Origin of the sequence: Falsigemmobacter faecalis, from assembly GCF_003863335.1 — a bacterium.
Taxonomy (GTDB): Bacteria; Pseudomonadota; Alphaproteobacteria; order Rhodobacterales; family Rhodobacteraceae; genus Wagnerdoeblera; species Wagnerdoeblera faecalis.
In genome coordinates, this window is the sequence record NZ_RRAZ01000013.1 from 31,771 (window position 1) to 42,710 (window position 10,940).

Annotated in this window: 12 protein-coding genes and 2 pseudogenes; 6 read left to right on the top strand and 8 right to left on the bottom strand. The window is 61.7% G+C overall.

Features of this window, described 5'->3' with window-relative positions; all coding sequences use genetic code 11:
- Position 1: 1 nt before the first annotated feature.
- On the bottom strand, positions 2-502 hold the full coding sequence (gene lspA / locus EG244_RS10175) for a signal peptidase II (RefSeq protein ID WP_035714444.1): 501 nt from the start codon (positions 500-502) through the stop codon (positions 2-4).
- Positions 499-1,353 (bottom strand): cation transporter, encoded by an 855-nt coding sequence (locus EG244_RS10180; RefSeq protein ID WP_035714447.1) that lies wholly within the window; start codon positions 1,351-1,353, stop codon positions 499-501. Before EG244_RS10180 ends, lspA begins: the two co-directional genes overlap by 4 nt.
- Positions 1,354-1,409: 56 nt before the next feature.
- On the opposite strand from EG244_RS10180, the gene EG244_RS10185 reads away from it, so the two are divergent.
- The 3 genes from EG244_RS10185 (at position 1,410) to EG244_RS10195 (ending at position 4,574) form a co-directional block, all read left to right on the top strand.
- Positions 1,410-1,754, top strand: a complete 345-nt coding sequence (locus EG244_RS10185; protein ID WP_035714448.1) for an ArsR/SmtB family transcription factor — start codon at positions 1,410-1,412, stop codon at positions 1,752-1,754.
- Positions 1,751-1,939, top strand: coding sequence for a multicopper oxidase domain-containing protein (locus EG244_RS10190; protein WP_035746442.1), 189 nt, complete (start codon positions 1,751-1,753; stop codon positions 1,937-1,939). Before EG244_RS10185 ends, EG244_RS10190 begins: the two co-directional genes overlap by 4 nt.
- 406 nt (positions 1,940-2,345) lie before the next feature.
- Entirely contained in the window at positions 2,346-4,574 is a 2,229-nt protein-coding gene (locus EG244_RS10195; RefSeq protein WP_233588976.1) for a copper-transporting P-type ATPase, read from the top strand.
- Between the two features lie 130 nt (positions 4,575-4,704).
- Here the strand turns inward: EG244_RS10195 and EG244_RS10200 are convergent, their stop codons facing one another.
- The 5 genes from EG244_RS10200 to EG244_RS10220 all read right to left on the bottom strand — a co-directional run bounded on the left by EG244_RS10200 (position 4,705) and on the right by EG244_RS10220 (position 8,091).
- Positions 4,705-5,175 carry a c-type cytochrome gene (locus EG244_RS10200; protein WP_233588977.1) on the bottom strand — a complete coding sequence of 157 codons (471 nt, stop codon included), beginning with the start codon at positions 5,173-5,175 and terminating at the stop codon, positions 4,705-4,707.
- Between the two features lie 54 nt (positions 5,176-5,229).
- Positions 5,230-5,664 carry a c-type cytochrome gene (locus EG244_RS10205; protein WP_124964903.1) on the bottom strand — a complete coding sequence of 145 codons (435 nt, stop codon included), beginning with the start codon at positions 5,662-5,664 and terminating at the stop codon, positions 5,230-5,232.
- Positions 5,661-7,133 carry a multicopper oxidase family protein gene (locus EG244_RS10210; RefSeq protein WP_124964904.1) on the bottom strand — a complete coding sequence of 491 codons (1,473 nt, stop codon included), beginning with the start codon at positions 7,131-7,133 and terminating at the stop codon, positions 5,661-5,663. Before EG244_RS10210 ends, EG244_RS10205 begins: the two co-directional genes overlap by 4 nt.
- Before the next feature lie 67 nt (positions 7,134-7,200).
- Positions 7,201-7,578, bottom strand: coding sequence for a hypothetical protein (locus EG244_RS10215; protein ID WP_124964905.1), 378 nt, complete (start codon positions 7,576-7,578; stop codon positions 7,201-7,203).
- Positions 7,579-7,653: 75 nt separating this feature from the next.
- A complete protein-coding gene (locus EG244_RS10220) occupies positions 7,654-8,091 on the bottom strand; it encodes an Lrp/AsnC family transcriptional regulator (protein WP_124964906.1) in 438 nt (145 codons plus the stop codon).
- Between the two features lie 88 nt (positions 8,092-8,179).
- Here EG244_RS10220 and EG244_RS10225 point away from each other — a divergent pair.
- Both EG244_RS10225 and EG244_RS10230 read left to right on the top strand, forming a co-directional pair.
- Positions 8,180-8,305, top strand: a pseudogene (locus EG244_RS10225) (IS3 family transposase); the annotation flags it as partial.
- A gap of 5 nt (positions 8,306-8,310) precedes the next feature.
- Positions 8,311-8,442: pseudogene (locus EG244_RS10230) on the top strand (IS256 family transposase); the annotation flags it as partial.
- 460 nt (positions 8,443-8,902) lie between these two features.
- On the opposite strand, the gene EG244_RS10235 reads toward EG244_RS10230, so the two are convergent.
- Positions 8,903-9,265 (bottom strand): hypothetical protein, encoded by a 363-nt coding sequence (locus tag EG244_RS10235; protein WP_124964907.1) that lies wholly within the window; start codon positions 9,263-9,265, stop codon positions 8,903-8,905.
- A gap of 248 nt (positions 9,266-9,513) precedes the next feature.
- Between EG244_RS10235 and EG244_RS10240 the strand changes: the two genes are divergently transcribed.
- A complete protein-coding gene (locus tag EG244_RS10240) occupies positions 9,514-10,782 on the top strand; it encodes an IS256 family transposase (protein WP_124964908.1) in 1,269 nt (422 codons plus the stop codon).
- The last annotated feature ends 158 nt before the right edge of the window (positions 10,783-10,940 follow it).

A 10,940-nucleotide genomic window follows, 5' to 3' on the forward strand; every position in this document is an offset into this window, starting at 1 on the left:
GTTACACCCCCGTTGTGTTTTCCTTGCGTTCACTCTGACCAGGCTTGTCCTTCGCAGAGCGGAAGCTGTCCCAGAACAGCAGGGCTGCGCCGCAGAAAATCGTTACGTCCGCGAGATTGAAGGACGGCCAGTGGTATGATCCGTAATGGAAGTCGAGAAAGTCAGGAACGGCCTGATAGCGTACGCGGTCAAGAATATTGCCGAGTGCGCCGCCGATGATCAGACCGAGAGCGGCAGCTGTCAGCCTGTCCGGCGCGCGCCATAACCAGATCAATAGCCATGCCACGATCACGCCAGCAAGCGCGATGAGACCCCACCACGGTACGAACCCGCCGAGCATACCGAAGCTGACCCCATCGTTCAGAACCCGCACGAGGTTAAGAAAGGGTAAAACCTCGACCCCGCTCTCGAGCGCCGGTGTGGTCAGGGCGAGCGCCTTGGTGCCCTGATCGAGACCGAGCGCTGCGATTGCGCAGAGCCCACCGAGAACGCGACCGTTCATGCCGTCGCCTTCAGATCGCCCCGCGCGTCGCGGATGATGGCCCAAGCGGAGTGCAGGAACAGTCCGGCGATACCGAAGGCGACGATAAGGTCGGGCCACGCGCTGCCCAGCCACGCCACGAGACCGGCGGCGATGACGACCGCCGCATTGCCGATAGCGTCGTTGCGCGAGAACAGCCAGACAGCCCGCATGTTCGCGTCGCCCTTGCGGAATCGCAGCAGCGGCAGAACGGAGACGACGTTCACGACAAGGGCGATCATACCGAGCAGGCCCATGAGACCTGCATCCGGCGTCGTCTGTTCGAAGACCCGGACGATGGTCGTGCCGAGGACGCCAAGACCGAGGAGCCCGAGGAAGATGCCCTGGATCAGAGCCGACCGTGCCCGCCAAGCGAGGCTCCAGCCGATGGCCAGCAGGCCGAGGAAGGTGATCGCGCCATCGCCGATGAAATCGAGCGCATCGGCCTTCACGGCCTGCGATCCGGAAATGAAACCGCCGATCATTTCGAGGACCCCGTATCCCACGTTCAGGATCACGACGATCCAGAGGGCACGGCGGTAGGCCGGGTCCTGATGGGCAGGATTCGGCGGAATGTCTTCATCGCCCTCGATCCGGTCGAAGCCATAGCCTGTCACCGCGACTGCCTTTTCGATGTCCGGCAGGCGCACTTCGGGTGCAGTCAGTGTCATGATGTGCGTCGCGGCCGACACTTTCACATCGCCGGGCGCGACCCCGGCTGCCTGTGCCGCCCGCTCGATCTGCGCGGCATCCTTGGCGCAATCCATACCGGAAACCCGGTAACGGACGGGCGGGACATCTGCCGTCGATCCGGCATTTTCGGTGTTGGCCATGGTCGCGCTATTCCTGCTAGGATGAATCGAAGAACAACATATCAGCGAGGAGTGATATGGCGCAATTGGTCGATGACCGCAAGAGCGCAACCATCGAGCGACGGGCGAAGCTGTTCCGCGGCTTCGCGGACCCGAGCCGCCTGGCCATCCTCGGTGCACTTTGCAACGAGCCATTGGCCGTTCACGAGCTCGTCGAGCGGACGGAACTATCGCAACCCAACGTCTCCAACCATCTGAGGTGCCTGCTGGAGTGCGGGCTTGTCGCCAGCGATCGCGATGGGCGTTTCATCCGCTACCGTATCAGCAGCCCGCGCATCACGGTTCTTCTGAGCGATGTGGACGCACTTCTCGACGTGGTCGCAGAGGGCGTTGAGGCGTGTGACAATTATCGTGAGGCGTGAGTCAGAACGGACGGCCGGTCGACTCGGCGCAGATCGGTTGGAAAGATGTTGTCCGTGTGCAGGGTCCGACCGGAATCCTGCTGAGGTTCGACAAGCTGGCTTCGGAAGAGACACCATTCATGTATCACTGCCACATCCTCGAACACGAGGATGCGGGCATGATGGGGCAGTTTACGGTCACATAACAGGACCCCACCCGCTCGACACCGGGCGTCGTCAAGAGCTTACGTCTTCTTGCGGCGTTCTATCAGGTGCCGGTGTCGCCTTGTTGAAACGCATTACGGAGTATGTCTAGACCCGAACGGAGAACACCTCGCTAAGCTGCGGGTCCGCCGAAGCGGCCGTCCAGTCGCTCGGCAGCATTCGTCAAAAAGGGCGCCCTCAAGCCGTTCGCTGCGATCTGCGCGAACGGCTGCTTCGACGCTGCGGCCGTTCACTGAACCGTCTGTGACAGGCTGCTGAACTTATTTGTGAAAAACGACAATAACGCCGTACAAGGGTGCCGTTCTGTAACAGCAGGGTGGTCGCCCTTTGTTTTGTTACATGGTGGCGTCTTCGTCCTTCTCTTTCACTTTCGCCCGGAATTTGCCCATGCCCCCATCTGATCAGAACCACCATGAGCCCCATGCGCATGCCCACCCGCCGGCAGGTCACCACCACCATCATGTCGGGCACGCAGTCAAAAACCACGGTCCGCAGCCCGCTGGTACGGTCTGGACCTGCCCGATGCACCCTGAGATCCGTCGTGACGGGCCCGGCAGCTGCCCAAAATGCGGGATGGCGCTGGAGCCGTTGATTGCCAGCGGCGAGACCGGCCCCTCCGCCGAGCTCGTTGACATGACGCGTCGGTTCTGGATCGGCCTTGTTCTCACGATTCCGGTGTTCTTCCTCGAGATGGGCAGCCATCTCATTCCCGGGCTGCATCATCTGGTACCCCAGTCCTATTCGATCTGGATCCAGTTGGTTCTCGCAACACCGGTGGTCCTGTGGTGCGGCTGGCCGTTCTTTGCGCGTGGCTGGGCGTCGATCATCAATCGCAGCCTGAACATGTTTACCTTGATCGCAATCGGCACAGGTGCGGCCTGGATTTACAGCATGGTTGCCGCCCTGGTTCCGAGCATCTTCCCTTCAACGTTTAGGGCAGCAGACGGCTCCGTCGATGTCTATTTCGAAGCGGCAGCTGTCATCACGGTTCTCGTTCTTCTGGGACAGGTTCTGGAGCTACGAGCTCGCGAACAGACCTCGGGAGCAATCCGGGCGCTGATGGACCTCGCGCCCAAGACAGCCCGGCGTATCTCTGCCAGCAGCAAAGAAGAGGACGTGGCGCTTGATCAGGTGGTTGTCGGTGATCTCCTGCGGGTGCGTCCCGGCGAGGCGGTGCCGGTCGATGGCACGGTCCAAGAAGGACGCTCCTCACTCGATGAGTCGATGATCACTGGCGAATCCATGCCGGTGACCCGTACGGTCGGCGACCATGTCACCGGCGGCACGATGAACCAGACCGGGGCGCTGGTGATCCGCGCCGAGCGGGTCGGCCAGGACACCATGCTGTCACGCATCGTGCATATGGTGGCGGATGCCCAAAGATCACGTGCGCCGATCCAGCGCATGGCCGATCAGGTTTCCGGCTACTTCGTGCCTGTGGTCATCGCCATCGCCCTGCTGGCCTTTGCCGCCTGGGCAGCCATTGGCCCCGAGCCGCGGTTCGCCCATGCACTGATCGCTGCGGTGGCCGTGCTCATCATCGCCTGCCCCTGCGCCCTCGGCCTTGCAACGCCGATGTCCATCATGGTCGGCGTTGGTAAAGGAGCGGGTGCGGGAGTTCTGATCCGCGATGCGGAAGCGCTGGAGCGGATGGAGAAGGTCGATACGCTGGTCGTAGACAAAACCGGCACCCTGACCGAAGGCAAGCCGGCGGTGACCGGGATCGTCGCCGCTCCGGGCTTCGCCGAGGCGGATATCCTGCGGCTGGCGGCAAGTGTCGAGGCCGTGTCCGAGCATCCACTCGCCCTTGCCATCGTCGCGCGCGCCGAGGCCGCCGGGGTCAGTATCCCTAAAGTTGCGGATTTCGACTCACCGACCGGCAAGGGTGCTTCGGGAACAGTGGACGGGCAGCGCGTCTTCCTCGGCAATGCCGCATTTCTGGCCGAGAACGGGGTGGATGCATCGCCGCTAAGCTCCGAAGCCGATGCGCTGCGCAAGGATGGGGCGACAGCGATCTATATCGGGGTCGACAGCCGTGCCGCCGGGATCTTTGCCATTGCCGATCCTGTCAAGGAGACCACACGAGCCGCGCTGAACGCGCTGCATGAGGAGGGGATCCGCATCGTCATGCTGACCGGTGACAACCGGACCACGGCCGAAGCGGTTGCCCGGCAGCTCGGGATCGACGAGGTGGAGGCCGATGTCCTGCCCGATCAAAAGAGTGCGGTGGTCAATCGCCTGCGGGCCGAAGGGCATGTCGTCGCAATGGCCGGGGATGGTGTGAACGACGCGCCCGCCCTCGCCGCAGCCGATGTCGGCATTGCTATGGGACAGGGCACGGATGTCGCCATCGAGAGTTCGGGCGTGACCCTCCTCAAGGGGGACCTGATGGGGATCGTGAAGGCGCGCCGTCTGTCGCAGGCGGTGATGCGCAATATCCGGCAAAACCTTGTCTTCGCCTTCATCTACAACGCTGCGGGCGTGCCGCTGGCGGCGGGGGTGCTCTATCCGCTGTTCGGCCTTCTGCTGTCGCCGATTGTCGCGGCGGCGGCGATGGCGCTCTCTTCGGTCAGCGTGATCGGTAACTCGCTGCGGCTGCGTTCAAAGCGGTTCTGATCGCAGTAAAACCAGCGCGGACCGGGGTGAACCGGTCCGCTGTCTCTCTCAAGGCGCGGAAAACGTCCGTACATTTGCTTCGGTCAAATAATTTTGCCGGATTGAAGGCAGTGGAAAAGCTCCCGACACTTCATTCGATCCCGTTTTCTCTCTGCACCTCGCGCACATAGGCGATAATATCTGAAACCTCGGCTTCAGAGAGCCCCGGTTGTGGCGGCATGTTCCCGAACCGCCAATGGTGAGCACGCACACCATTGGACACCGCGAGTTGGAACGCATAATCGCCGTGATGAGACGGTTCATAGATGCGATGGATCAGGGGCGGACCAGCATCCGTCCCGGCCCCGTTGACGCCATGACAGGCGGCACAGGTGCTGTCGAAGGCGGTGCCCCCCCGTGCAGCAGCCTCCGAGAATTGGGCCGGCACCCGGACGCCTGTCGCTGTGGCTGCGGTCGGTGCGGTGGTGGCATCCGGTTCGCGGCCTACCCAGAATGTGGCTCCGACTACGGCAAGTATGAGGCCAGAGAGGACCCACGGCATTTTTTGTGACTTCTTATCCAGTTTCCGTTTAAGGTTCATTGCGCCGGATTTGCCCGACACAGCCGGGCCCTCGCCGAGACTGATGCGATCTGTTTGCGTCCGACGACCGTCTAGTTATTCAACGCCTGATACCCGGCGCTGATACTTGGCCTCACGCTCTGGCCATGTGCTTTTGATGAATGCCAGCACCGCTTCCATGTCCTCGGGCGTCAGGGCACCCGCGAAGCCTGGCATGTCGCTTTCGTAGCCGTCTCCGACGACAGCGGCGGTGCCGAGCGCGATGATGGAGAGCAGCAAGGCATCGGAATGATGCCAGCTATGCCCGGTCTTATCATGCGGTGGAGCAGGCAGGCGGCCGTTGGCGGCAGGGCTTTGCCAGTCAGGTTGGCCTTCAAGCTGCTGGCCATGGCAGACCGCGCAGTTTGCAGCGTAGACTTCCCGCCCGCGGGATACAGTAGGGTCTGGCCGTGGGTCGGGGGCAAGAAAGACCCCGACCCCGGCCAGAATGCTCAGCGGCGCAGCCCCGCCGATCAGAAGATCACGCCTCACGCTTCGACCGCAAATTCCGTCATCATGCCTGTCGCCAGATGCGGCATGTGGTGGCAATGCAGCATCCAGTTCGCGGCTTCACCGGCATCGACGGCAACAGTCACCATCGACATCGGCGGAACATAGACCGTGTCGCGCCGCGCACCTGCCATGCGTCGCCCATTGATTTCCACGACCTGGAAACTGTGGCCGTGCAAGTGCATCGGGTGACCCATCATCGACATATTGTGGAACATCAACTCGACACGCTCACCGCTTCTGGCGCCAATCGGGCGGTGACCGCCCCACACCGCGCCGTCGATGGTCCAGACATAGGGCTGCATGGTCCCGCCCAGCATCACCATATGGCTGCGATCGACCGACCGGGACGGCAGGGCGTCAAGGGCAAGCAGTTGACCTTCCTGCGCCAGATCGACGTCGAAGGCTGCGGCTTCTGTCTCGCCCATTCCGGCGATCCGGCTGATGCTGGCCCCCGGGGCGGCGAGCACGATGCCGGTGCGCTCGCGTGCACCCTCCCTGAGCGCGAGGATCGGCCAGGCCGCGCTTTCACCGGGCAGATCAAGTTCGATATCCAGACGTTGGCCCATGGCCACGCCAAAGCGGGTTCCCGCGAGCGGCCGGATGTCATGGCCATCGACCGCCACAAGCCGCCCTGCGACCGTGCCGGTATCAATCCAGAAGACGGTTGCCGCAGCGCCATTGATGATCCGTAGCCGCACTCTGCCACCGCGCTCGACCTGGATGATTTCGGGATCGGCAAGCGTGCGGTCATTGGCCAGATAGGCGTCCCAGTCATGGTCGTTGAGATCCATCTCCATGCCGGACATGCTGCCATGCTGCATGCCCCCGATGGCGCCGTTGCCCATGGCGCCGTGGTCCATCCCCTGCACCGGCGCCGGCGTCCCGTGACCCGCGCCGTGACTGGCCCCATGTCCGCCGGTGATTTCCGCCATGACCTCTTCGGGGGACTTGAACGAGAAATCATGCAGCAGGACCACAACCTCCTGCCTGTCGGCACGGACATCTTCGGGGCGTCGCACGATCAACGGCGCGGCAAGCAACTGCATTTCTTGTATCGGGATATGGCTGTGCATCCAATGGGTTCCTGGCTGCGGCGCAAAGTCGTACCCACGCGTCTCGCCGGGCGCGAGCGCCGCCATCGGCGCATCTGGCACCCCATCCTGTCCGTTCGGAGGGATCTGTCCATGCCAGTGGATAATCGTCGGCACCGGCAGATCGTTGCTCAGATCGACCCTGAAGCGTTCGCCCGGGTTTAGGACAAGGCCTGAGCCCTGCGGTCCGGCAAGGCCAAAGACCGTCGCCGCGCGCCCGTTGATGTCCAGCGTACGCGTGGTCGCGGAAAGCCTGAGGGCTGGCGGCTCCTGTGCAAGTGCGCGGGAATTGAATTGGAATGATGCGGCCATGGCAGCACCTGCGGCAAGAAAGCCGCGTCTCGATACGAAAGGCATGATCTCTCCTCGGGATGCGATCCCGCTTTGGAAGGAAGGGAAAGCGGCAGGAATCCCTGCCGGTCACTCACAGGAGAGGGGAAATGGGAGGGCGACTATCCTCATCGGGAAGCGCTTCCCGGAAGTCGGTGCCTGGCCCCGAGACGTAAACATCTGTCCTCGGGGAGTACTGCGATACATCGGCCAGAACAGGGAGGAGGACCGAGAGGCCGAGGCATACTGCCTTGCATACGGCCACATCGACAGCGCAGTCGCTTTGGTCCTCACAAATTACTGCAGAATGACCGTCGTCATGCAGTGCCGCGTGCTGGTCGTTGCCACCGGACATGCGGAACTCATGCGCCGCCGCCGCAACGGGTGACAGCACAAGAGTGAGCAAGGCGGCAATAATCATCAGCAGACGAAGCATACCATCATGGTAGTTTTCCACTGCCACCTTGTCCATGCGACATTGCCGCCCTGCCGCACACTATAAAGCGAGGAGTCTGTGACCGCGTCAGAGCGGCAGTTCAGAGGTGAGCTAGATCTTTTGCATAGGGATGTCGGATTTTACATTCTGAACACCCTTGATCCGGGTCAGATGATCGATCTGGAACTGCCGATAGTCATCGAGATCGCGGGCCACAACGCGCAGCAGAAAGTCGCAATTGCCCGCCATCAGGTGGCACTCGACAATTTGCGGCAGGGCGCTGACGGTATTGGTGAAGTGGTTGACGGTTTCGACATCCTGCCCGGTCAGCCAGACACGGGCGAAGACCGTCATGCCCATCCCGATTTCCGCCGGGTTAAGTACCGCGGCGTAGCGCTGAATGACACCAGCTTCTTCTAGCGCCTTGACGCGCCGCAGACAGGGCGAGGGCGAAAGCCCGACCTGGGCTGCCAGTTCGATATTCTGCATCCGACCATCTTTCTGCAATGCGCGCAGAATACGTCGGTCTGTTTCGTCTAGTCTGGTCATGGAAGAGGCGGCTGCGGGAATCTGAACAGCCGGGATAAGTGGATTTTCCGCGTAACGGCAGCATGATGCTGCGAGCGAGGAGAAGACCATGGCAAGACGACCGCGCCGGAACCACAGCCCGGCTTTCAAGGCGAAAGTGGCGGTAGCCGCGATCAAGGGCGAGAAGACCATGATCGAGCTGGCGCAGGAGTTCGACGTTCACCTGAACCAGATCAAACGGCCATGGCCTTCAAGCTGATGATGTCGGCCCAGAAGAAATGGCGAAAACTCGACGGCCACCACCGCCTCCCAGAAATCATACAGGGGGTTGAGTTCCGCGACGGCCTCCGTCAACTTCAAACCGCCGCCTGATCAAGCGTCACCAACTTTCGACCATAGCTCAGCGAAAATTCCGCTACACATCGGGCCGCCAAGATCCGATGAATGGATCTGGCACTCTCTGATGTGAGTTCATAATTCTTATGATGGCCGGGCCACGTTAGAAGCCATGCGCAGAGGAAACACTCGTAACACAGAGGCCGGTGAAAGGGGGCCAGTATGAATGCGCGTAGGTTTCACATTACCGCCGAAGAAATCGGCGTGGTGGTCGCGCGCTTTTACGCAGACATTCGCCACCATCCAGTTCTTGGGTCAGTTTTTGCACGGCACGTCACGGATTGGTCAGAGCATGAAAGCAGGATCATGTCTTTCTGGCGTAACGCGATCCGGTAGCACTGACACTACACCGCTAAGCGGCGCTTCAGGCGCAGTACCAGGCCGATGGTAAGACAAATGGCTCCTTGAGCAAGGTTTCCGGCGACAAAGACAGCAGCTATGGGGGCTCCAAGTGCGGGCCCGGCAGGATCAGTTGCGTTTTGGCCAGTTCAATCTCCCATAGGGTCACGAGAGCCATCACGATTGCGCTCGTGATGAACAGGATAGCGGCTGTGAGCGTGGAATATTCAATGATCGTCGCCGTTCGGGACTGCCTGGCCAGCCAGAAACCTGAACCCATGGCCACAAGCAGCGCAAACCCGATGATGAATGGCATTGTGTTGGCGTCGTAGACTTCAAGTGCTTGCAAAGCACTGAGCGTGGCCATGAGGGCCAGGGTTTGAGCGGCGTAAGAGATCAGGCAAGCACCTGCTGTAATCGCCAGCCAGCGGGTGATCGTTTGCTTTTTTATTGAGGTCATCTTCCCGCTCAACTCATGGACGTTTCGCTTTAGACGTATAACGGAAGGCGGTTTCTTGGCTCACAAAACAGGGGGCCTACGCGGCCCCCTGTTGCCTTTCCCGTTCATCGTCCCAGAGGGAGGGCAATGGCTCCAGTTCCGGCACGGCCTTCGGAGCTATGCCGGGAAATGGGTGACGGGGTCTGAAAGGGCGGCGTATCGTGGCGGGTGTCGAAGCCTGCCAGAACTTCCCAAAGGAACGATACGCCATGAAGAAGACTACAGACATCATCGCCTTTCGTCAGCCGGAATCTGTGGATGATCCTCTGACCGAGATCGCGCGCGACGGGGCGCGCCGAATGCTGGCTGCCGCGCTGCGGGCCGAGGCCGACGCCTTCGTCGCGCAGTATGCCGAAGAGACCCTGCCGGATGGTCGCCAGCGGGTTGTCCGACACGGCTACGGTCCGGAGCGTAGCATCCTGACCGGGATCGGGGCGCTCGACGTGCAGCGCCCGAAGGTGCGCGACCGTGCCCCCGATGTGCCGGCCGAGAAGAAGATCCGCTTCAGCTCTGCGATCCTGCCGAAATGGGCGCGGCGCTCAAGAAGCCTCGATGCTCTCCTGCCGGTCCTCTACCTGCGTGGCATCTCGATGGGAAATTTCCAGGAGGCGCTGGCCGCCATCCTGGGGAAGGACGCGCCCAACCTGTCGCCGGATGTGGTCTCGCGCCTGACCGGGGAGTGGCAGCAGGAATACGACCGTTGGCAGCGCCGCGATCTCTCGGCCCGGCGGTATGTCTACATCTGGGCGGACGGTGTCTACCTGCAGGCTCGGATGGAGCCGCAGGCCGAGTGCATGCTGGTCATTCTTGGGGCCACGCCCGAGGGGAAGAAGGAACTCGTCGGCTTCCAGGTCGGCTTGCGCGAGAGCGCGCAGAGCTGGCGTGAACTGCTGATCGACATCAAGGCGCGCGGCCTCGCGGTTCCGCCTGAGATTGCCGTGGGTGACGGAGCAATGGGGTTCTGGAAGGCGCTCGACGAGGTCTTCCCTGGCACACGCCATCAAAGATGTTGGGTCCACAAAATCGCCAACGTGCTCAACAAATTCCCGAAATCCATGCAGCCGGCGGTGAAGGCCGACCTGCGCGAGATCTGGCAGGCTGAAACCCGCGCCGTGGCGCAAACCGCGATGAATGTCTTCGCCGAGAAATACGGCGCCAAATACGAAAAGGCAGTGACCTGCCTGACCAAGGACAGCGTGGCGTTGCTCGCCTTCTACGACTTCCCGGCCGATCACTGGGATCACCTGCGCACGGGAAACCCGATCGAGAGTGTCTTCGCCACCGTCCGGCACAGGACTGTCCGAACCAAGGGTGCGCTGTCGCAGAAGACGGCGAAGCTCATGGTCTTCAAGCTCGTTCAGGCTGCCGCCAAGACATGGCGCCGCCTGAAGGGCGCGAACCAGTTGCCTTTGCTCATCGAAGGCGTCACATTCACCGACGGCGTAGCCACCAGCGTCGCCGAAAATCGCGCCGCTTGATCAGGCCGTATCACCCAAAATCCCGCATAGCTCCGGCCTTTCGGAGCGTCGGGCTCATAGATCTTGTCGCTCGGGCGGAAGCCCGGAAGGATTTCCACCCAGCGGGCAAAAGGGATCATACGGCGTCGCCCTGGGGGGACAGGGGGAATTGGCACTTC

What these genes read in the sequence shown, in the direction of transcription:
- lspA (WP_035714444.1), bottom strand. Translation starts at nt 502, where the DNA reads ATGAACGGTCGCGTTCTCGGTGGGCTCTGCGCAATCGCAGCGCTCGGT.
- EG244_RS10180 (WP_035714447.1), bottom strand. Translation starts at nt 1,353, where the DNA reads ATGGCCAACACCGAAAATGCCGGATCGACGGCAGATGTCCCGCCCGTC.
- EG244_RS10185 (WP_035714448.1), top strand. Translation starts at nt 1,410, where the DNA reads ATGGCGCAATTGGTCGATGACCGCAAGAGCGCAACCATCGAGCGACGG.
- EG244_RS10195 (WP_233588976.1), top strand. Translation starts at nt 2,346, where the DNA reads ATGCCCCCATCTGATCAGAACCACCATGAGCCCCATGCGCATGCCCAC.
- EG244_RS10210 (WP_124964904.1), bottom strand. Translation starts at nt 7,133, where the DNA reads ATGCCTTTCGTATCGAGACGCGGCTTTCTTGCCGCAGGTGCTGCCATG.
- EG244_RS10215 (WP_124964905.1), bottom strand. Translation starts at nt 7,578, where the DNA reads ATGGACAAGGTGGCAGTGGAAAACTACCATGATGGTATGCTTCGTCTG.
- EG244_RS10220 (WP_124964906.1), bottom strand. Translation starts at nt 8,091, where the DNA reads ATGACCAGACTAGACGAAACAGACCGACGTATTCTGCGCGCATTGCAG.
- EG244_RS10235 (WP_124964907.1), bottom strand. Translation starts at nt 9,265, where the DNA reads ATGACCTCAATAAAAAAGCAAACGATCACCCGCTGGCTGGCGATTACA.
- EG244_RS10240 (WP_124964908.1), top strand. Translation starts at nt 9,514, where the DNA reads ATGAAGAAGACTACAGACATCATCGCCTTTCGTCAGCCGGAATCTGTG.